The organism is Desmonostoc vinosum (genome assembly GCF_059505385.1).
In genome coordinates this window covers 1-22295 of sequence record NZ_JCACKM010000109.1, presented here as the reverse complement: position 1 = coordinate 22295, position 22295 = coordinate 1, and the positions used below count along the sequence as shown (strand labels likewise).

The window sequence follows — 22295 nt, the reverse complement described above, 5'->3', positions numbered from 1 at the left end:
ACTGGGGACTGGGGACTGGGGACTGGGGACTGGGGACTGGGGACTGGGGACGCGGAGAATAATCAATAACAAATGACTATTCCCTGTTCCCTATTCCCTGCGATGCACTGAGCGTAGTCGAAGTGTTCCCTATTCTTTTACTGCCATAATCTAAGAAAATAAGAACTGGCAACAGATTGAATGGATTCGCTGCAAAAAATCTTATGACTATTAATCGACGCCATTTCTTGTTTTTACTAGGAGTCGGTACGGGTGTTTTTGCTCTAGATGCTTGTGCTTTGGCTGAGAAAACTCCCAGTGGCAATGCTACAACTCCCAGCCCCGCAACTAACACAACAACGGCAAAGGCTATCCAATTACCGCCTCTGCCTTATGCTAACAACGCGCTAGAACCATACATTGATGCGAGAACGATGCAGTTTCACCATGATAAACATCATGCAACTTATGTCAAAAACCTGAATGCCGCATTAGACAAATATCCAGAACTCAAAAGTAAGAGTGTTGAAGAATTATTACAAAATCTCAACACTGTGCCAAAAGATATCCAAAAGGTAGTACAGAATAGCGGTGGTGGGCATGTGAACCACTCGATGTTTTGGAAAATTATGAAACCGAAAGGTGGCGGGGAACCGACAGGAAATATAGCCACCGCCATTAATCAAAACTTTGGCAGTTTTGCGGCTTTCAAAAAACAGTTTAACGAAGCTGGTGCTAGTCGTTTTGGTAGTGGTTGGGTTTGGCTAGTGAGAAACAAAGACGGCAAACTAGAAATAACAACTACACCTAATCAAGATACTCCTTTAAGTGAAGGCAAGTATCCCATCATGGGTAATGACGTGTGGGAACACGCGTACTATCTTAAATACCAAAACCGCCGCGCTGATTATCTAGATGCCTGGTGGAACGTGCTTAATTGGGATGAGATCAACAAGCGGTTTGCAGAAGCTAGCAAATCTGGTTAATGGGGAGTAGGGAGTAGGGAATGGGGAATGGGAACTCGGGGCCCAGTCCCCAAATTGCTCTAGATACTGGCAAAATATGAAAAGAACTAATAAAATCCTCTTCTGTACGGCTTTGTTTCTTGAAAAACTACAGATGAATCACTATGCTTTACCTATTATTTAAATAGCCGTCACAATGACCATCTCTCGAATTAAATCTGATTTCCTTGACCAAGAAAAAACTCTTGTTGAGTTCTTACACCAACGGGCAAAACACCAACCACACCACAAAGCTTACGTATTTCTGGAAGATGGAGAAATACAAACTAGCTGTTTAACTTACCAAGAGTTAGAACATCAAGTCAAGGCGATCGCAGCTTATCTACAATCTATCTCTACACCAGGCGATCGCGCTTTACTACTTTACCCTTCAGGATTAGACTTTATTATTAGCTTTTTAGCCTGTCTCTATGCCGGAATTATCGCTGTTCCTGCTTATCCACCCAAACGCAACCAGAAGCTATCCCGATTGCAGGCAATTGTCCGGGATGCTCAAGCTAGTTTATTATTAACTACCACAGATATTTTTCCCCTGATCGAAAAACAGGGCATGGAGGAATCTGCATTCACGCAGTTGCGGTGTGTGTTAACTGATCGGATAAATGCTCAGGCTGATGAATTTACGCCTGTAACTATAGAACCTCACACCACGGCATTCTTACAGTACACCTCCGGTTCCACAGGCACCCCCAAAGGAGTGATCGTTTCCCATGGAAATTTAGCTCATAATTGTCATGTTATCCAACATAGCTATCAAGAGAGTGCTGAAGGTATAGTGTTAAACTGGCTACCGCTCTACCATGACATGGGATTAGTAGGCGGAACGCTCCAACCTCTAGTCGTGGGATTTCCAGTCATATTAATGTCACCGATGGCATTCTTGCAAGACCCGATCCGTTGGTTGAGGATCATTTCTACCCACAAAGTCACGGTGACAGTCAGTCCCAACTTCGCTTACGATCTTTGTATCCAAAAATTTAACCCAGAGCAGTTAACCAATCTTGACCTGAGTAGTTGGCAAATTGCCATCAATGGAGCTGAACCTGTACGAGCAGAAACGATCGCCTCTTTTATTAAAACATTTGCTCCCTATGGATTTCGCCCCACCACTTTCCGTCCCTCCTATGGAATGGCAGAAACAACTCTGTTGGTGACAGGTGCAACTCAGACTAAATCGCCTGTAATTAAGGTTTGTGATGCCAAAGCTTTAGAGCAAAATCAAGTAATTAACTGCACTACAGAAACTCAAATTAAGAGAAAAATCGTTAGTTGTGGTCATCCTTGTCTTGGTCAAACTGTAGCGATCATCAATCCTGTTTCCTTAACCAGATGTGCAGCAGGTCAAATAGGCGAAATTTGGGTTAGTGGTGAGAGTGTAGCACAGGGATATTGGCATCAAGAAGAATTGACAAAGCAAACATTTAATGCATATCTAGCAGATACCAAAGAAGGGCCGTTTTTACGAACTGGGGATTTAGGGTTTTGGGAAGATGAAGCAGGGTTATTTGTGACTGGACGCATTAAGGATATATTGATTATCCGGGGTCGAAATCATTATCCTCAAGATATTGAAAAAACTGTAGAAACCAGTCACCCAGCATTGAGTTTTCACAACATTGCAGCTTTTTGTATAGAAATAGATGGGGATAATCGCCTGATTGTTGCCTGTGAAGTCAAGCGAGTTGATCTGCGGAATTTGAACGTTGAGGAAGTAGCAAAAGCCATTAGACAAGCGGTGTTAAGGGAACATGACTTGCAAGTTTATCAAGTCTTGTTGCTTAAACCCGGAACTCTCCCTAAAACCTCCAGTGGTAAAGTACAGCGTCAGTTTACTCGTGAGGCTTGCTTAGCGGGGAATTTAGCGTTGGTAGCTTCAGAATCGATAGATATTTCTCCAAGAGAAACATATCCGCAGCAGTATTCTGTAGAATCAATCCAAAGCTGGATCTGCCAATGGTTAGCAGCACAATTACATATTCCCAGCCAATCTATTAACCAAAATGAATCTTTTGAAGCTTACGGTTTAGATTCCCTCACGGCTGCCAAATTCATCCAAGACTTAGAAATTTGGTCAGGATATCTGCTAAATATTTCTACACTACAATCATTGGGAGCGATCGCCAACTTAGTACAATATCTTGCCCAAGAACTTGCTCACCATCATAGCCAGCCTTTGGCACAAACTCCCCCTGAATACTATCAAATTGAATCCTTTCCAGAATACGCCCAACTCCAGCAACGCTTAACCCAGATTCAAACTCTAGAAATTCCCAATCCATATTTTCAAGTGCAGGAATCTTTAACTAGGGATTGTACTCAAATTCAAGGACGTACACTAATTAACTATTCAACCTATAACTATCTGGGGTTATCGGGAGAACCGAAAGTTTCCACAGCAGCCAAAGCAGCAATTGATTGCTATGGTACATCAGTCGGTGCTAGTCGTTTGGCATCAGGTGAACGCTTGCTACATCAACAACTAGAACAAGAACTAGCAGAGTTGATTGGTACAGAAGACTGCATTGTCTATGTCAGCGGTCATGCGACCAATGTTACTACCATCGGTCACTTGTTTAATTCTCAAGATTTAATTTTTTATGATGCCTTGAGTCACAATAGCATTTTGCAAGGCTGTGTTTTATCCGGTGCTAAAACCGTGCCGTTTCCCCATAATGATTGGCAAGCTTTAGATAAAATGCTGCAACACCAACGCCAGCACTATCGGCGGGTTTTGATTGTTATAGAAGGCGTTTACAGTATGGATGGGGATATCCCAGACTTACCTCGATTTATTGAGTTGAAGCAACGACACAAAACTTTACTCATGATAGACGAAGCCCATTCTATGGGTGTATTAGGTCAAACTGGACGGGGTATTGGTGAGTTTTTCGATGTAGACCGAAATCATGTAGATTTGTGGATGGGGACATTGAGTAAAGCTTTTGCCAGTTGTGGGGGATATATTGCTGGGTCTAAAGCTTTGGTGAATTATTTAAAATACACTGCTCCAGGTTTTGTTTATAGTGTAGGATTATCCCCTGCGAATACAGCTGCCGCCTTAACATCCGTGCGGCTACTGAAATCAGAGCCTCAACGAGTTAAAATTTTACAACAGCGATCGCAACAATTTTTGCAACTAGCTCAAGCACAGGGTTGGAACACAGCCACAAGTCAGAATTCTCCCATTATTCCGATTATTGTAGGAAATTCTCTTACTTGTATGCAGCTATCTCATACTCTCTTCCAAGCCGGAATCAACGTCCAACCAATGATCTATCCATCTGTTGCCAATGATGCTGCACGTCTGCGCTTTTTTATCAGTTGTTTGCATACAGAAGCACAGATTAATCAAACGATCGCAACTCTAGCAAATGCTAAATAAAGGGAACAGGGAACAGAAAGGAATTCTTCAACATCCTGAATAAAGATGTATAAACACGCAATGATTACAGGTGGTTCTAGTGGTATCGGCAAAGCGATCGCCACTTTGCTAATTAAATATGGTGCTAATATCTGCATTATTGCCCGCAATCAAACCAAACTCAACTCTACCAAAGCAGAACTCGCAGCCTTAAAAACCCACCCCGAACAGCAAATCTTAGCCATCTCCACAGATGTGTCTCAATGGGAACAAGTACAAAAAGCGATGAATTTGGCGATCGCTTCTTTAGGTTCACCGGACTTATTAATCACCTCTGCTGGTATTGCCCATCCAGGATATTTTACAGAGCTAGAAATCGCCATTTTTGAGGAAACAATGGCGATTAATTATTTTGGTACTCTTTACTGTATCAAAGCTGCTTTACCTAGCATGATCCAACATCAAAAAGGTCATATTGTGGTCATTTCTTCAGGAGCAGGACTTATTGGTTTGTATGGATATACACCATATAGCCCTAGTAAATTTGCTGTGCGGGGATTAGCTGAATCATTGCGGGGTGAACTCAAAACCACAGGTTTGTACATTTCCATAGTTTATCCACCAGATACTGATACACCCCAACTAGCAGCCGAAAATCAAACTAAGCCAGCCGAAACCAAACTAATTACCCAATCAGCCCAAATTATGACAGCCGAGAAAGTGGCAATTGAGATTTTGCAAGGAATCAATCGCAAAGCCTTTGTAATTACACCAGGGCTAGAAATGTCTCTTCTGATGCGGTTGCACAGTCTTTTTGCTCCCCTACTGCAATGGTATTTTGATCGTCTTATGAGGAAATTGCACAAAACCAGAAACACAGATGATAAATGATATTAGTCACGCTGATTCTAGATGAATAACCGGAATTTGTTCGGTTCGCTCAGGAGCTTTTGCACCAGTTGCAACTGCATGAACTGCATGAAGAATATCAGCTGAGTAGTATCGATTACCACAGGTATCACAGACACCTATTGTTACATCTTCGAGTATGACAAATCCATCTCTATGTTTGAATACTTCACGTTTGACGATTCGAGGTTGAACAGTTCCTTGACAGGAGATTTTCAGTATACGTGTAGCAATCATGGCATCGCCAGCACCTTCAAAAGCTCCGGTTTCGGTGTCAATCACCACAATCTTGCCATAATTACCTTCCTCATTCATACTGGGTTCTGGCTTCTGACTTTTGAATTCTATTTTCATAGTCAATTTCAATTAATATATGAGTGAAAAAACCTTTGCGCTACATATTTTTACTCTCAATGCAGGTGGAGGACATTATGCCACTTTAAAAGCTTTAAATGCGATCGCCAATCAGCAAAAACGACCTTGGCAAATTACAATTACAGATATTGGTCAATTAACGGACTTGTTAGACCCCTATAAAAAACTGTTTGGGGTCAATGCCAATGATGTATATAACGATATGCTCAGTATGGATTGGACATGGTTTCATCCTGTGAGTATGTTTCTCGACAAGTTTTTGATTAACTTGTTGTACCCGCAAGCAGTAAAAGTGGGAGAACAGCATTGGAGAAGTCAAACAGCTGTTGATTTAGTAATTTCTTTAGTACCTCTGCATAATCGAGCCATTTGGGAGAGTCTGCAACGAGTTAAACCAGACACGCCAATGGTGACAATTTTAACCGACTTTGCAGATTGTCCATCCCATTTTTGGATTGAACCAGAAACCAAGAGTTATTTTCTCTGCGGTACAGAACGAGCCACTAATCAAGCCCGTGCTTTAGGTGTATTAGAAGAGTATATTATTCAAACTTCAGGATTAATCGTTCATCCCCAATTTTATCAACCAATTGATGGCGAGCGCCGTACCGAAAGACAGCGTTTAGGATTAGATCCAGATAAAATCACAGCGATCGTCTCATTTGGGGCTAAAGGTTGTGCCACAATGTTAGACATAGCCCACGATTTAGAACGTATCAGTAACAAAGTACAGGCAATTTTTCTCTGTGGTACTAATCAAAAACTGGTACAAACATTAAAAGAGCGTCCGACTCAATTAAAGCAGCATATCCAAGGTTTTACCGATAACGTACCATATTTTATGAATTTGGCTGATTTTTTGATTGGTAAGCCCGGTTCTATTAGTATCAGTGAAGCGATCGTCATGAATTTACCTGTAATTGTTGATCGCAATTTCTCTACACTGCTCAATGAAAAATATAATGCTGAGTGGATTTTAGAGAAACAAGTTGGGATGTCAATTCCAAATTTTCGCAAGATTGTTCCAGCGGTGGAAGAACTTTTAAAACCTGAAAATTGGCTGGGCTATCAGGCAAATGTTACAGCAATTCAAAACCGGGCTGTGTTTGAAGTTCCTGATATTTTGCAGCGCATTCTTGACGGGTAAAATTATTATGGCGATCGCGCTACTAGATTAGGGGACAAAAGGAAGCTGAGGATTGGAAACAAAACTGTCAATTAGCTAACAAGCCCGCCAGGGAATTAAATTCCCTGTCTCATAGCAAAAGTCCTCTGAAGAGGACTGAGAAAAATGAGAAAGACAATTTTAGTCGGTTTCAACCGACTTCCGCTATTAGCCCGGAAATTGATTTCCGGACGGGTGTGAATGTAAACAATATGATTAATCAATCGACCTTAACCAAAAACGGGCGCAAGTTGAAATTATCGGTGGTAAAGCTGCACAAAAGAAACCCAAGGCTAAAGCTAGTAAACCGCTTAAAATTAAGGAAGATGTACCAATAGTACCAGGGTTAGATGGGTTGTAGTAAATAGCCAGGGAATAGCCAGGGAATATAATTCCCTGTCTAATAGCGTAAGTCCTCTAAAAGAGGACTGAGACAAATTTGGTTTAATTCCTGTAGGTTTTACACAGTCGTCTTCAGACGACTTTAGCTTTGAGACGGGGAATTTCATTCCCTGGCTAACTGACTAGCTGACGAACACCGCTAATATGATAATTTTTCAGCAACATGGGAAACATAAATATATGTAAATAAATGCAAAATTTTAAAAGTGTTATGTCTCTGTGGCGACTTTATTATCATATTGTTTGGGCAACAAAAGAACGCCTACCTCTAATTACATCTGATAAAGAAACTGCGCTTTATAATTACATAATTGGTAAATCCAATAGTTTAAATTGTATACTTCATGCCATTGGTGGTACTGAAGACCACATACATTTAGTAGTATCTATTCCTCCAATAATGGCGATCGCAGAGTTTGTGAAAAAAATTAAAGGAAGTAGTTCTCACCATTTCAACCACAATCTTTGTCCTACATCAGAAAAATTTGCTTGGCAAGAAGGATACGGTATATTCTCTTTGAGAAGCAAGCAACTTGAGCAAGCCATTATATATGTTCAAAATCAAAAAACACATCATCTTAAAGGAACAATAAACTCTCATTTAGAAAAAGTAAGCGCATAACTAAACCTGTTTTATACAATAGACCTCTTGCAAAAGTCGGATACTCGCCAGAAAATAAATTTTCTGGCTGATAACTCAAGTCGGTTTCAACCGACTAATAACAGTATTTTTAGTCCGTTTCAACGGACTTTTGCTATTAGGCAGAGACTTGAGTCTCTGACGGTTCAAGTATTTTTGCAAGAAGTCTAATATTACTAAGTTTAGTATTGAGTCATTTTATCAAAAATTCAAAAACTAATATTTAACAGGTATAACTAAAATACATGAAAAGTCTTGTAATTAAATTACAAGAGGATCTCGCATAATTTTTTCTGTTGTTCTGCAAATGTTGAAGGATAATTTTTAAGTAATTCCTCGATTCGCTGTTGGTATAGCTCTTTGTTTTCTAACAGTTGCTTCAATTTTACCTGCAAATCTTGCTGATTTCTAAAGCATTCACCCAAGTGATATTTTTCTACAAAATTAATCGCTCCTCGGTCGTTGGCTGCTGCTTGTTGGGGAAGAAGTAAGGGTGTGTGAGCGAGTAAAGCTTCCAATAAAATACCTGCTGATGGACGAGCTAAAATCACATCTACAGCAGACATCCATTCATGGAGATTATCTACAAAACCGAGCGATCGCACTTGATAATTTTGATTTTTTCCAGCTATTTGCTCAATCTTCAAACGCAGGTTTTCATCGCGTCCGCAAGCTACAATAACAACTAAAGAATTTAGAGAAAAATCTTGTAGATGTTTTAGGTATTTTGTACAAAAATTACCGCCGAAACTACCACTGATAATCAGAATACAGGAATCTGTTGGAGAGAATTTAAAGCGATCGCGCAGTTCTTTTCGCTCTCTAATTTCAAAATGTTTTGCTTCACGCAGGGGGCCGATTACCTGGCAACGAGCCTGATTCTGGGGTTGATAATCTCTATCTATATTTCGATAAATTCGATTTTGCGGATAGCAAATCACAAAATCATAAAGATATTTACCAACAAACCAGATTTGCTCAGATAATTTGCTAGAACGGGTTAACTCATCAGCCCAATAAGTAAGTTTCCATGGGAAACTCTGTATAGCATTTACAGTTTCTGGAAAATAGCAAATATGGATGGCATTTGGGGAAACTAAATCTATAAAAACAGCCAAATCTGTAATTACGATATAAAAGGGAATTTGCTTTTCTTTAGCCCAACTGCCCAAGCACTTACCAGCAGTATCGGCAGTGCATATTAAAATATCTGGTGCAATCTGGTCTAAAGTCTGATGCATGGCCGCAACTGAACTAACCTCACCTATGGGCAATAAAATCAAGCGCATCAGGTAATTAATTAGTATATCTGCCAAATTAATCCAGTTATGGCAAATGAAAAAGTTCCATGCACTAACCCAGGTTTTTGTCAATAGTTCGCTTAATGGGTCTTGCAATAATTCAGTTATGGTGTATCTGAGAATTTCCCAATCAGTACCCTGTAAAATCTCGTTGGCGAGAATATTAGCCATAACCTCATGACCCATTCCCGATCGCTCATAGACAATCAAAATCTTAATTTTGGTAGCATCAGACATGGAATCTAGTTAGGTGAATAAAAATACACAAGGGGTCAACTCATCATCGCCCAAAAATTGATCTCATCGCCTCCCGTTCCCGGTAGCAAGAGGCTTATTTTTGTTCAAGCTAAAATTAAGATGCTGATTCAGCAGGTTGAGAGTATTGGCAGTATGAATGTGGAATCTTTGGGCAAAATTCCTTTAATGCCTCTAATATTACTCTGGTTAGCTTACGCACTTCTGGGGTGGTATCTTGCTGCTCATCAAATTATTTGGTTAGTGGGAGCTTTTAGATAATAACTTTCTACTTTGCATAAAATCTCACTCATGGAAGACGTTTTATAAAGTTGGATATCCTAAGCTAACTAAGTTATTGTTTGCTTTGATTATAAATTTTGACCTGCTTACAGCGCCGTAGAAGCATCTACAAAACTCAGCGCTCAAAACTACAGAGGTGCTATTGTGAGCAAACGTGAAAACTACAATTTACTTGATCAGGGGGCAACAACTGAAGCAGCACCCAAATTATCGCTGACATTACCAGATGCTGTGGCTGTGATTGTTGGTATTGTTATCGGTGCGGGGATTTTTGAAACCCCTGCTTTGGTAGCGCAGCAAGCCAATAATGATGTAAGTGTATTGCTTTTTTGGGTAGTTGGTGGCGTGGTGTCCCTCATAGGGGCATTGTGCTACGCAGAGTTAGCAACAGCTTATCCCCATGTCGGGGGTGTCTATTACTACCTTAAGCGTGCATTCGGGCGAGAAATCGCCTTTTTATTTGCCTGGGCGCGGATGTCAGTGATTCAAACTGGTTCAATCGCTCTATTGGCTTTTGTTTTTGGTGACTATGCTTCTCAAATATGGAGATTGGGCACGTTTTCATCTTCGGTTTATGCCGCAATAGCGATCGCTCTTTTATCTGCTCTGAATATTGTAGGTTTGCAACAGGGTAAGTGGACACAAAACTTGCTAACTGCGGCCAAAGTTTTGGGTTTGTTATTAGTAATAATCATTGGACTTACCGCTATTCCTAATTCTGTCGCACCTGCACCTGTAGAACCTTCATCCCCAGGAACTTGGGGATTAGCAATGGTATTTGTGCTACTGTCCTACGGGGGTTGGAATGAAGCAGCTTATATTTCAGCAGAAATCCAAAATAGCCAACGTAATATCTTGCGAGCTTTAGTTTGGAGTATTGGGATCATCACTACCATTTACCTGCTGATTAATCTCGCTTACCTGCGCGGACTGGGATTAACAAACATGGCCAATTCCGAAGCCGTAGCCGCCGATTTAATGCGCTTACTTTGGGGCGCATCAGGAGCTTTCTTCATCAGCCTGCTGATTGCAATTTCTACTTTGGGGGCACTCAACGCCACAATTTTTACTGGCGCGCGTCCGATTTTCGCCATGGGGCAGGATTTTTCTCTATTTGGCTTTACAGGACGCTGGCAACAAAAGCCCAGTACTCCCACCCATGCCTTAATCTTACAAGCGGCGATCGCCTTAGCACTAGTTTGTTTAGGCACGATTACACGCAAAGGCTTTGAAACGATGGTGGATTACACTGCCCCCGTTTTTTGGTTTTTCTTCTTACTTTCAGGAATCTCACTATTCGTATTGAGAAACCGAGAATCCCACATCCCTCGCCCTTTTAGCGTGCCGCTATATCCTTTTACACCCTTGCTTTTTTGTGCCGTCTGTGCATACTTACTCTACTCAAGCTTAGTTTACACAGGTATAGGCGCAGCCATAGGTGTTGTAGTCGTAGCGACAGGCATTCCGTTATTGCTTTGGAACCGTTCTCGTTGAGGAGGATGAGGGGGATGAGGGGGATGAGGGAGAAATTTTCTCCGTGTCTCCGCGTCCTCTTCCCCAGTCCCCAATCCCCAATCCCCAGCCCCAGTCCCCAATCCCCAATCCCCAGTCCCCAGTCCCCAGTCCCCAGTCCCCAGTCCCCAATCCCCAATCCCCAGTCCCCAGTCCCAATGACAAATAACAAAGGAGAAAATACATGAATTTGAAGAAGATTCTATTTGTACTAGTTACCGGAGTTAGTATTACTAGCTTGGGAGTTGCTGGATGTACAACAACGCAACAAAGTACTCCAGAAGCAGAAGTGCAAGCACCTACTTTAACGAATCAAACTGAAACAGCATCTCCCACTACTCAACCTCAAGAACGTCCTGGGGATGTTCCTTATGTGCCAACACCACAAGCGGTAGTGGATGCAATGTTGGAAGTAGCAAAGGTAGGCAAGAATGATCTACTTTATGACCTCGGTAGTGGTGATGGACGAATCGTAATTACAGCCGCACAAAAGTATGGTACTAAGGGAATTGGTATCGATATTGATCCAGAACGCATTAAAGAAGCTAAAGAAAACGCCAAGAAAGCAGGAATCAGCAGCGATCGCGCCCAGTTTGTTCAGCAAGACCTATTTAAAACTGACTTCAGTAAAGCAACAGTAGTTACACTTTATCTACTACCCGAAGTCAACCTCAAACTCCGTCCCAAGATCCTCAAAGAACTCAAACCCGGTACTAGAATCGTCTCTCACGCTTTCGATATGGGTGATTGGAAGCCAGAAAAAACACTTAATGTCGAAGGAAAAACTATTTACTACTGGGTAGTTCCTGAGAAATTACCCGCGAATTTGCAGTAGGGATTGGGGATTGGGGACTGGGGACTGGGGATTGGGGATTGGGGAAGAGGACGCGGGGACACGGAGAAAATTTCTCCCTCATCCCCCTCATCCCCCTCATCCCCCTCATCTTCCCCTACTCGCCAAACCAAATACAAATAACAGCAACACCAGCTTAGTAAACGATATGATAGGACTAGAGGGGAAAAACGCTTTAATTACGGGTGCGACGTCAGGTATCGGTCAAGCGATCGCCATTAGACTTGCTCAACAAGGGTGCAACATCGCTATCAATTACCGTAAAGATCCACAAAAAGGAGTGGATGCGGAAGAGATGGCAATCCAAAAAGCTTGTGGAGATATCAACAATTGTGGTGTAAAGTCGCTATTGGTTCAAGCAGATGTCTCCCAGGAATCAGACATTGTTGAGATGATTAACACCGTGGTTGAGGAATTTGGCAGTGTAGATATTTTAATCAACAATGCTGGTATACAGACCGAATGCCCGTCCCACGAAATGACTACAGCAGATTTTGACCGGGTGATTACAGTCAACCTCCGGGGCGCTTATCTCTGCGCTAGGGAAACTATTAAACACCTCCTATCTCAAAACCGTCCTGGGGTGATTATTAATGTTTCTAGCGTCCATGAAATTATTCCTCGACCGATGTATGTTAGCTATTCAATTAGTAAAGGTGGTATGGAAAATTTGACCAAAACCTTGGCTTTGGAATATGCTAACCGAGGTATTCGTGTGAACGCTATTGGCCCTGGAGCGACGATTACACCCATAAATCAAGATTGGATAAATGACCCAGAAAAAAAGGCGATCGTGGAAAGTCACATTCCTATGGGGCGTGCTGGTACTGCGGATGAAATGGCAGCAGCAGTAGCCTTTTTAGCCTCTGATGAAGCCGCCTACATTACTGGACAAACACTTTTTATAGACGGTGGTTTAACTCTGTATGCTGATTTCCGTGATAATTGGTCAGCCTAAGAGTTGAATTAGTGTGCTTTCCGCGATTGAGCTGAGAATAGTAAAATTAAACACCTATGACTCGCTCCATCAATCAGAAAAGTCAACTAGATAAAGAAGCCTGGCAACTCCTAGATAACTCTATAATTTATTACCAAGGGAAACCCGTTGGTACTGTAGCTGCTCACGATCCAGATTCAGATGCACTGAACTACGATCAATGTTTCTTACGTGATTTTGTTCCTTCTGCCTTAGTGTTTTTGATGTCTGGAAAAACAGAAATTGTTCGCAATTTCTTAGTAGAAACACTGAGATTGCAAAGCCATGAAAAGCAGATGGACTGTTTTCGACCTGGTTCGGGGTTAATGCCTGCGAGTTTCAAAGTAGAATTGTTTGGCAGTGAGGAATTATTAGTTGCTGATTTTGGAGAACAAGCGATCGCTCGTGTTCCACCTGTAGATTCTTGTTTATGGTGGATTCTGCTTTTGAGGGCTTATGAAAAGGCTACGGGTGATTTGGAACTGGCGCGTCAACCCAATTTTCAAGCAGGAATCAAACTGATTTTGGATCTTTGTTTGGCGCATCGATTTGCCATGTATCCCACAATGTTAGTTCCCGATGGCGCGTTTATGATTGACCGTCGGATGGGAGTCTATGAACATCCTTTAGAAATTCAGGTTTTATTGTACGCAGCTTTGAGGGCTGCTGGTGAATTACTGTTGCCCGATGGTGATGGCGATCGCTACCTGCATAATTTAACTGGGCGATTGGGTGCTTTAAAATATCATATCCGCAACTATTACTGGCTAGATCTGAAGCGATTAGGAGAAATTTATCGGTATAAAGGCGACGAATTTGGTAAAGAAATCGCCAATAAATTTAATATTCAATCACAATCAATACCCGGTTGGTTAGCTGAATGGTTGCCTGAAACTGGAGGATACTTAGCAGGAAATCTCGGCCCTGGACGGATGGATTTTCGCTTTTTTGCTTTAGGAAATCTCATGGCAGTTTTGGCTTCTTTGTCCAGTGAATTAGAATCGCAACGCATTATAAATTTATTTGCAAAGCGTTGGGAAGACCTGATTGGTTATATGCCTGTCAAAATCTGCTTTCCAGCCTTGCAAGGTTTAGAATGGCAGATTGTTACAGGATGCGACCCGAAAAATATTCCTTGGTCTTATCACAATGGTGGTAACTGGCCAGTTTTACTTTGGATATTTACCGCAGCAGCATTGAAAACAGGTCGTGTAGAACTTGCCCAAGAAGCGATCGCCGTTGCCGAAAGCCGCTTACATCACGACCGCTTTCCTGAATATTATGATGGCAATAATGGCCGTTTGATTGGTAAAGAAGCCAGAGTTTATCAAACTTGGACTATTGCCGGATTAATAGCAGCAAAAGAATTATTAGCAAATCCAGATTACTTAAATTTAATCACTTTTGCTGAAAGTTTTGAAGATATGCAGTGTATTTTGTAGGGAATGGGGATTGGGGATTGGGGACTGGGGACTGGGGATTGGGGAATGGGGATTGGGGAATGGGGATTGGGGAATGGGGATTGGCGATTGGGGACTGGCGATTGGGGACTGGCGATTGGGGACTGGCGATTGGGGACTGGCGATTGGGGACTGGGTAATTGGAAGTGCTGAGTGAGGAATGAGGAGTGAGAAGTGAGTGTTAGTGATTTCTTCCCCTGCCTCCCCTGCTCCCTCATCCCCCTCATCCCCCCACTCCCCACTCCCCACTCCCCACTCCCCGGTTGATTAACTTTTTTGCTTGATTGATTTGTCCTGGTATCACATATTCAATTGCGAAATTGATGGTACTTTTATGTTTGCACAAACTTCCATATCCCAATTGCGATACAACCTATGACACTCAATTTATATTTACTGCGACATGGAGAAACTACTTTTAGTCAAAGTGGTAATTTCTGCGGTGAAACTGATGCGGAGTTGACCTCTGAAGGGATGCAAATGGCGCGGAGTTTTGCCGATGTTTATCAAAAATTGAAGTGGGAAGCTGTTTATGTTAGCCCAATGAAGCGCACAATTGCAACTGCTAAGCCATTTTGTGACGCTATCGGTATGGATATGCAGTTGCGTGACGGACTTAGAGAAGGTAGTTACGGTAAATGGGAAACTAAGAGTAAATCGTTTGTCCAAGAGAATTACGCAGAAAACTATGTAAAATGGTTGACAGAACCCGCTTGGAATGCACCACTAAGCGGAGAAACTGCGGTAGATATTGCTAACCGTTCTATGCCTGTAATTGCTGAAATTCAGGAAAAACATCCCCAAGGTAATGTTTTAGTAGTTTCCCATAAAGCCACGATTCGGATTATACTTTGCTCTTTACTGGGAATTGATTTGGGACGCTATCGCTATCGGGTGAATATTTTGGTCGCGTCGGTAAGTATGGTTAAATTTGACGTTAATGGCCCTTTGTTAGAAATATTAGGCGATCGCCATCATATACCCGATCATATTCGCTCTCGTCCGGGAACATAATAGTTCCTACTAGTAGTTTGTCAATTACGAATTACGAATTACGAATTATTTCCACACCCAACGCAAATTCAGCACAAAACCCAATAACACCTCTTCCCCAGACAACTCTACCGGATTTTCTAAAACTTCCACAGCCGAACCCTGTCGATAAATTTCCACTCGTCGCAACTGTGGATCGATTAACCAGCCCAGCAAAGCGCCATTGTCAATATATTCTCTCATCTTCGCTTGCAGAGACTCAATTCGATCTGAGCTAGAACGTAACTCCACGACAAAATCAGGACAGATATAAGCAAAGGTTCCTTTTTGTTCTGGAGTCAGCGCCTGCCAACGTTCTTGGCTAATCCAAGAAACATCGGGGGAGCGAGTTGCACCATTGGGTAAAATGAAGCCTGTCGAGGAGTCAAAAGCTTCACCCGGTTCACCCGAATTACGCTACCACAAATATAACTCTCCAGAGATACTCCAATTGCGTTTTCCAGTTTCCCAACCCGTTGGTGGATTCACAGCTAACTCTCCTTGTGCTGTTCTTTCTAGTCTTAAGTCTGGGTTGGCTACTGCTAAGGCTGCAAATTGTTCCTGGGTAACATGCAACACAATTGTTTTAGGCAACTCAATCGATAAGTTTCGGTTTCTGGGCTAGCGGATGTCTGTACCATTTTGACCTTTGACCTAAATATCATGCTCGCTTGAAGACTTAAGCTTGGAAAATGATAAAAGCGATCGCTTAATTTAGAATCTGTGCTAAATCCAGCACAAACCCAGGTAGTACATCTTCTCCCGACAAACTAGTGGGAGATTGTAAAACCTCAACATCTTGCCCTGGACGGTAAATTTCTACTTGCTGGTTTTGGGGGTCAATCAGCCAACCTAGATGTACACCATTATCAATATACTCTTGCATTTTTTGTTGCACAGTCTGCAAGCTATCGTTAGCAGACCGTAATTCTACGGCAAAATCAGGAGCTATCGGTAAAAATTTTGCCGGGTCTGGGTTGAGGGCTGCTAATCTTTTGCGACTCACCCAAGATGCGTCAGGCGAACGGTTCGCCCCATTGGGAAGTTTGTAACCCGTTGAAGAATCAAAAGCTAGCCCTGTACCATCAGCATCAGTCCAATTACCTAAACGCTGTGTCAATTTACTATTGCGATTTCCACTTTCCCATCCAGTTGGAGGCATAATAATTAGTTCTCCCTCAGCCGTGCGCTCAAGGCGCAGATCGCGATTATTAAGGCAGAGTTGCAAAAACTGGTCATCTGTTAGCTCAATCGCAGGACTTAAGTTGAGAATTAGGGCAGTCATAATCGCTTCTCAAGCTTGGTAACTGTAGTTTAGCATTTGCTGTTGTAGTTTCTTTACGATAGATGCGATCGCCCTGATCTCACCTCCACATTGCCATCTCAGGAATTAAGAAAAAATGATTGTATAAAAATGCGGAGATATTTTCCTGTATAGTCAAGTAATTACCTATTAAAAATTCAAATATGAAATTTAACTATGTAGTTGCACCAGTACTGATGGGAGTATCAGTTGTTCTTGTGCAAACACAAACTGCTATGGCGTTATCCCCAGCAGAGGTGTCTAAACTTGCCAAAGCAATCACGGTGCAGATTGATTATCAAGATGCTCCTGGTTCAGGGGTAATTATTAAAAAGGAAGGCAATATTTATACTGTCCTCACGGCTAGGCATGTCGTAGAAGATCAAGCTAAGTATGAAATTATCACCCCAGATGACCAACGTCATGCACTCAACTACAGCACTGTTAAAAAGCTGCCGGATGTGGATTTAGCAGTTGTGCAGTTTACCAGCAGTCAAAATTACCCAACTGCCAAGATAGGCAACTCCGACGAATCCTCAGAAGGGACAACCGCTTATGTAGCTGGTTTCCCCAAAACAGGATTTTTCAACACAATTTACAATTTTGTTCCTGGGCTAATTACTGCTAATGCCTCAAAACCCCAGCGCGATGGCTATGCTCTAGCTTACAACAATCTGACGCTACCGGGGATGAGCGGTGGCCCGGTGTTGAATGAAAAAGGCGAACTAATCGGAATTCATGGTAGAGGAGAGCAAGCAGACTACGAAACCTCGAAAATCAATCCTACAGTTGCCCAGTTAAAATCGGGTTTTAATTTGGCAATTCCCATCAATCTTTTTTTGAGACTGTCGGCTAAAGTTGGGGTGGATACAGGTGTTAGTCCTCCCAGTACACCCATAGCCACAGCACCGAAAGCAGACGATTTCTTTATTCAGGGTGAGGATAAATCTGAAAGGGGAGACTATCGAGGAGCAATAGCTGATTACAGCCAAGCTATAAAAATTAATCGCAACTATGCCGAGGCCTACTACAGACTAGGGATAAACTACTATTACTTGGGAGATAAACAGAAGGCTGTTAAGGAGTTACAGAAAGCTACAGAATTATTTGCAGCACAAAGAAAGCAAGCTGATGCCAAACGTAGCCAGGGTATTGTTCGTTCTTTATTAAAAGACTATAAAGGAGCGATCGCAGCTTTCACAGAAGCAATTCGCCTCAATCCCAACGATGTCCAAACCTACAATAACCGAGGACTTGCCCGCTATGACTTAGGAGATAACCAAGGGGCAATAGACGACTTCAACCAAGCCCTCAAGATTAATCCCAACTATACCAATGCATATAACAACAGGGGAAATGCTCGCTCTTACTTAGGAGACAAACAAGGGGCAATCGCCGATTTTAACCAAATCCTCAAGATTAATCCCAACTATGCCAATGCCTACAACAATCGGGGAAGTGTCCGTAGTGACTTGGGAGACAAACAAGGAGCAATCGCCGATTTCAACCAAGCCCTTAAGATTAATCCCAACAATACTTTAGCCTACAACAAGCGGGGAAATGTTCGTAGTGAATTGGGAGACAAACAAGGGGCGATCGCCGATTTCAACCAAGCCCTCAAGATTAATCCTAACGATACTTTCGCCTACAATAACCGGGGAGTTGTCCGCTCTGCTTTGGGAGACAAGCAAGGGGCGATCACTGATTTCAACCAAGCCCTCAAGATTGATCCCAAAGATACTTTAGCCTACCAAAATCGGGGAGATGTTCGCGTTGCTTTGGGAGATAAGCAAGGAGCAATAGACGATTACAACCAAGCCTTCAAAATTAATCCCAATGATGCCGCATACCACAGCCGAGGAAATGGTCGCTATAAGTTGGGAGATAAGGAAGGAGCGATCGCTGATTACAACCAAGCCATTAAGATTAATCCCAAATTTGCCGATGCTTACATCGGCCGGGGAATTATTCGCTATGAGTTGGGAGATAAGCAAGGCGCGCTCAGCGATTATGACCAAGCCCTCAAGATTAATCCTAATAATGCCTATGCCTACAACAACCGGGGAAATGCCCGCTCTAACTTGGGAGAGCAACAAGGGGCGATCGCCGATTATAACCAAGCCCTCAAAATCAATCCCTACTTTCCCGAAGCTTACATCGGTCGGGGAGTTGTCCGCTTTGCTTTGGGAGATAAGCAAGAAGCAATAGCCGATTATAACCAAGCCCTCAAAATTGATCCTAATAATGTCTATGCCTACAACAACCGGGGAAATGCCCGCTCTAACTTGGGAGAGCAACAAGGGGCAATGGACGATTTTAACCAAGCTATTAAGATTAATCCCAACTTTGCTCAAGCCTACATTGGCCGGGGAATTGTGCGCTATAACTTGGGAGACAAGCAAGAGGCAATAGCCGATTTCACTACAGCTATCAAGATTGATCCCAACTATGCTGATGCCTATAATAACCGTGGATATATTCGCTATGAGTTGGGAGACAAACAACAGGCAATAGCTGATTACAACCAAGCACTCAAGATTAATCCCAACTTTGCTAATGCCTACAATAACCGGGGAAATGCCCGCTATGAGTCAGGAGACAAACAAGGGGCAGTAGCTGATTTCGACCAAGCAATCAAAATTAATCCCAACTTAGCCCAAGCATATCTCAGACGAGGAATTACCCGCGCTGAATTGGGAGACAAACAAGGGGCAGTAGCTGATTTACAAAAAGCAGCTAACTTCCTTCAACAAGAAGGAAAAACAGATGCGTACCAAAAACTACTGGCAGTAATTAAAGAACTTCAACGCTAATTTTGGTATTGAGAATTGGAGAATTTTTTTGCGTAAGTCTTATGAGCAATACAGCTTTGATAAAATTATTAGACAACTTGAAGCGTCCTGGGTTCGGGGATTGCTTCACCTTCTGCTCATTTGTCACAAGTTAAGGAAAAGAGTAAATTGTCAAGCCAAGTATCTGAAGGGGTGAAAAATCGTGTGAAGTTCATGATAGACAAGTAATTGAGCTATTGTGAACAGTCATGACTCAGAGCCGAAAGACCAATCGAGACCACGCCAAAAAAACTCAAAGACCGATGGTGGAAGACGAAGTAATTGCCGACCAACTATCTGCATTACTAAGCTAAAAAACATCTAAATTACATAATCAAATTAAATAAAACTCTTGTGGAGTGGGCATCTTGCCCGCTCTAATTATGCAAGTTATATGTGGAACAGCTTAACACCAGCCATCACCATTGGTATCAACTTAAGCTAGAAATAGCTTTGGTGTTGGCTTCCTCACCCGCCAAGAAATTTATTTCTTGGCTAATAGCTCAAGTCTACTGAAGTAGACTCAAAATCTTGGGGGATATTCAGTCATCTTCAGATGACTTTTGCTATCAGCAAGGAACTTCAATTCCTTGCGGGACATCGGTTCTACGTTCAGGTTTTTTTTCGACTTGTGTGTACACGGTAGGCCTCTTCGGTGAAATCATCCCACAATTATGCAACGCCAAATAGCCCTGCTGGCCCCAAGGGGGCTTGGTTAAGAGGAAATAATGGCTAAACCAATGAAACTAGCTTCAGGTACATCGGCGATTTTACTAGCAGCACCAGTGGATAAGTTGATTGTGTAAAGCGTTGAACCAGATAGTGCATAGGCAGTGTTGTTGCCTTGTGCGTCTGTCAAGATATCGAATCCACCTAGAGGTGCAAAGTTAACACCGAGCTTACCTATAGTTTTGAGAGTGCCATCATTGGGTGGGTTTTGCAATACTAATACATCAAGGTCATAGTCAATGCCAAATAGTTGAGTTGATGTAGCTCCAGCAACCGAATTTGTGTAAGCAGCAGCGGTAACATTGGGGTCAACATTGGCATTCATATCATCACTAGCATAAGCTAAGGGTTTATCAACACTAACTTCACCAGTTTCTACATTGGTACGTAAATTTTGGTCATTGCTACCTACTATTCGTAAGCGGTCTGGTACAGGATTGAAGTCAAACCCTGATTGAAACCCTCCATTAAAGCTGTTAGATAGTTGGCTAACAAACGTTGCCTTACCGTTTTCTGGATTAATTGTATACACTTTGTCAGTGTCCGTAACACCATAAAGCAAACCGTTGGCTGGACGAAAGTCAATACCTTGTAAGTTGCCCTCAATTCCCTTAACTAGAATTTTTCGAGCAAATCCAGATGGATTTATGTTGACAAGAGTATTGTTTGGAGTTAAACCAATGAATTTTAAGCGGGCCTTTTTACTTGCGATATTGAATTGAAACGACTCAGCAACTTTAGTGTTGTCAATTTCAGCCGAAACTTTGTTAACACTAAAACCTAAACAAGTAGTTGCTAGAGCAACTGCAATAGCAATTTTGTGAACCATAAAACGCTTCATTTAACACCTTGAATCTGAGATTATTGAGAATAGTTTGTTGTGTAGTCATACTATGTTTGAAACAACTACTCACTTTACAGGTCAAACTTTACTCAATTTATGTTCAATTTCTGCTCAGAATTTTCTGGCAATTAAATGCTTACCCACACCCGACGCAAATTCAGTACAAAACCCACTAATACCTCTTCCCCAGACAACTCCACCGGATTCTCTAAAACTTCCACTGCCGAACCCTGTCGATAAATTTCCACTCGTTGCAACTGTAGATCGATTAACCAGCCCAACACAGCCCCATTGTCAATATATTCTCTCATCTTTGCTTGCAGTGACTGAACCGAATCTGAGCTAGAACGTAACTCCACGACAAAATCAGGACAGATATGAGCAAAGGTTCCTTTTTGTTCTGGAGTCAGCGCCTGCCAACGTTCTTGGCTAACCCAAGAGGCATCAGGGGAGCGAGTTGCACCATTGGGTAAAATAAAGCCTGTCGAAGAGTCAAAAACTTTACCAGGTTCACCCGAATTACGCCACCACAAATACAACTCTCCAGAGATACTGCAATTGCGTTCTCCTGTTTCCCAACCTGTTGGTGGGTTTACAATTAACTCTCCTTGTGCTGTTCTTTCTAGTCTTAAGTCTGGGTTGGCTGCTGCTAAGGCTGCAAATTGTTCTTGGGTGACGTACAACCCGATTGTTTTAGGTAACTCAATCAATAAAGTTTCGGTTTCTGGGACGGGTGTTTGTACCATCTTGACCTTTTACACAATAGGGATTTGGTGAAAGATGCCTGCCCTATTAACTAACATAGGACAAATGACCAACAAGAGTTTTAATAACAAATTTGCTGAAACATTACAATTTATTTAAATAGAACAACCCAGGGGTTGTTTGATTCTAAGCTTAAATCCTAATCTGCGACTCGATTTGAGCGATCGCAACCCCCAATAACACTGCTAAAACCCCTACTTCTTCAGGTCTACAAGTTTTGAGACAATCAGAAGCGACGTTTTGGGACTGGGGACTGGGGACTGGGGACTGGGGACTGGGGACTGGGGACTGGGGAC

18 protein-coding genes and 1 pseudogene are annotated in these 22295 nt (G+C 42.2%); 13 read left to right on the top strand and 6 right to left on the bottom strand.

Annotated elements, in window-relative coordinates; genetic code table 11:
- Nucleotides 1-203 precede the first annotated feature (203 nt).
- From AC5JMF_RS17685 to AC5JMF_RS17675, 3 genes are all read left to right on the top strand, one after another.
- Entirely contained in the window at nt 204-965 is a 762-nt protein-coding gene (locus AC5JMF_RS17685) for a superoxide dismutase (protein ID WP_495797026.1), read from the top strand.
- Between the two features lie 175 nt (nt 966-1140).
- On the top strand, nt 1141-4386 hold the full coding sequence (locus AC5JMF_RS17680; RefSeq protein WP_495797025.1) for an aminotransferase class I/II-fold pyridoxal phosphate-dependent enzyme: 3246 nt from the start codon (nt 1141-1143) through the stop codon (nt 4384-4386).
- Nucleotides 4387-4431: 45 nt separating this feature from the next.
- Nucleotides 4432-5256 carry an SDR family oxidoreductase gene (locus AC5JMF_RS17675; protein WP_495797024.1) on the top strand — a complete coding sequence of 275 codons (825 nt, stop codon included), beginning with the start codon at nt 4432-4434 and terminating at the stop codon, nt 5254-5256.
- A 6-nt stretch (nt 5257-5262) separates the two neighbouring features.
- Here the strand turns inward: AC5JMF_RS17675 and AC5JMF_RS17670 are convergent, their stop codons facing one another.
- Nucleotides 5263-5628: a YgiT-type zinc finger protein gene (locus tag AC5JMF_RS17670; RefSeq protein WP_495797023.1), complete on the bottom strand. Its 366-nt coding sequence runs from the start codon at nt 5626-5628 to the stop codon at nt 5263-5265.
- Nucleotides 5629-5647: 19 nt separating this feature from the next.
- Between AC5JMF_RS17670 and AC5JMF_RS17665 the strand changes: the two genes are divergently transcribed.
- The 3 genes from AC5JMF_RS17665 (at nt 5648) to AC5JMF_RS17655 (ending at nt 8027) form a co-directional block, all read left to right on the top strand.
- Nucleotides 5648-6796: a glycosyltransferase family protein gene (locus AC5JMF_RS17665; protein ID WP_495797022.1), complete on the top strand. Its 1149-nt coding sequence runs from the start codon at nt 5648-5650 to the stop codon at nt 6794-6796.
- Between the two features lie 631 nt (nt 6797-7427).
- Nucleotides 7428-7838 carry an IS200/IS605 family transposase gene (tnpA, locus tag AC5JMF_RS17660; RefSeq protein WP_495797021.1) on the top strand — a complete coding sequence of 137 codons (411 nt, stop codon included), beginning with the start codon at nt 7428-7430 and terminating at the stop codon, nt 7836-7838.
- Nucleotides 7839-7865: 27 nt separating this feature from the next.
- Entirely contained in the window at nt 7866-8027 is a 162-nt protein-coding gene (locus AC5JMF_RS17655) for a hypothetical protein (RefSeq protein WP_495794220.1), read from the top strand.
- 95 nt (nt 8028-8122) lie between these two features.
- Here AC5JMF_RS17655 and AC5JMF_RS17650 read toward each other — a convergent pair whose 3' ends face one another.
- A complete protein-coding gene (locus AC5JMF_RS17650; protein WP_495797020.1) occupies nt 8123-9394 on the bottom strand; it encodes a glycosyltransferase in 1272 nt (423 codons plus the stop codon).
- Between the two features lie 120 nt (nt 9395-9514).
- On the opposite strand from AC5JMF_RS17650, the gene AC5JMF_RS17645 reads away from it, so the two are divergent.
- The 6 genes from AC5JMF_RS17645 (at nt 9515) to AC5JMF_RS17620 (ending at nt 15509) form a co-directional block, all read left to right on the top strand.
- Nucleotides 9515-9673 carry a hypothetical protein gene (locus tag AC5JMF_RS17645; RefSeq protein WP_495797027.1) on the top strand — a complete coding sequence of 53 codons (159 nt, stop codon included), beginning with the start codon at nt 9515-9517 and terminating at the stop codon, nt 9671-9673.
- Nucleotides 9674-9838: 165 nt separating this feature from the next.
- Nucleotides 9839-11188 (top strand): APC family permease, encoded by a 1350-nt coding sequence (locus tag AC5JMF_RS17640; protein WP_495797019.1) that lies wholly within the window; start codon nt 9839-9841, stop codon nt 11186-11188.
- A 202-nt stretch (nt 11189-11390) separates the two neighbouring features.
- Complete coding sequence (locus AC5JMF_RS17635; RefSeq protein WP_495797018.1) at nt 11391-12041, top strand: class I SAM-dependent methyltransferase; 651 nt, start codon at nt 11391-11393, stop codon at nt 12039-12041.
- 166 nt (nt 12042-12207) lie between these two features.
- A complete protein-coding gene (locus AC5JMF_RS17630) occupies nt 12208-13017 on the top strand; it encodes an SDR family oxidoreductase (protein ID WP_495797017.1) in 810 nt (269 codons plus the stop codon).
- A 56-nt stretch (nt 13018-13073) separates the two neighbouring features.
- Nucleotides 13074-14477 (top strand): glycoside hydrolase 100 family protein, encoded by a 1404-nt coding sequence (locus tag AC5JMF_RS17625; RefSeq protein WP_495797016.1) that lies wholly within the window; start codon nt 13074-13076, stop codon nt 14475-14477.
- A 393-nt stretch (nt 14478-14870) separates the two neighbouring features.
- Nucleotides 14871-15509 (top strand): histidine phosphatase family protein, encoded by a 639-nt coding sequence (locus tag AC5JMF_RS17620; protein WP_495797015.1) that lies wholly within the window; start codon nt 14871-14873, stop codon nt 15507-15509.
- 45 nt (nt 15510-15554) lie between these two features.
- Here the strand turns inward: AC5JMF_RS17620 and AC5JMF_RS17615 are convergent.
- Both AC5JMF_RS17615 and AC5JMF_RS17610 read right to left on the bottom strand, forming a co-directional pair.
- Nucleotides 15555-16127: pseudogene (locus AC5JMF_RS17615) on the bottom strand (Uma2 family endonuclease).
- Nucleotides 16128-16236: 109 nt separating this feature from the next.
- On the bottom strand, nt 16237-16812 hold the full coding sequence (locus AC5JMF_RS17610; RefSeq protein WP_495797014.1) for a Uma2 family endonuclease: 576 nt from the start codon (nt 16810-16812) through the stop codon (nt 16237-16239).
- A 182-nt stretch (nt 16813-16994) separates the two neighbouring features.
- Here AC5JMF_RS17610 and AC5JMF_RS17605 point away from each other — a divergent pair, with 182 nt between their 5' ends.
- The gene (locus AC5JMF_RS17605; RefSeq protein WP_495797013.1) at nt 16995-19643 is read left to right on the top strand and encodes a tetratricopeptide repeat protein; all 2649 of its coding nucleotides are present in this window, start codon (nt 16995-16997) and stop codon (nt 19641-19643) included.
- A 733-nt stretch (nt 19644-20376) separates the two neighbouring features.
- Here AC5JMF_RS17605 and AC5JMF_RS17600 read toward each other — a convergent pair.
- Both AC5JMF_RS17600 and AC5JMF_RS17595 read right to left on the bottom strand, forming a co-directional pair.
- Nucleotides 20377-21231 (bottom strand): DUF4394 domain-containing protein, encoded by an 855-nt coding sequence (locus AC5JMF_RS17600; protein ID WP_495797012.1) that lies wholly within the window; start codon nt 21229-21231, stop codon nt 20377-20379.
- 131 nt (nt 21232-21362) lie between these two features.
- Complete coding sequence (locus AC5JMF_RS17595) at nt 21363-21980, bottom strand: Uma2 family endonuclease (RefSeq protein WP_495797011.1); 618 nt, start codon at nt 21978-21980, stop codon at nt 21363-21365.
- Nucleotides 21981-22295: the final 315 nt, after the last annotated feature.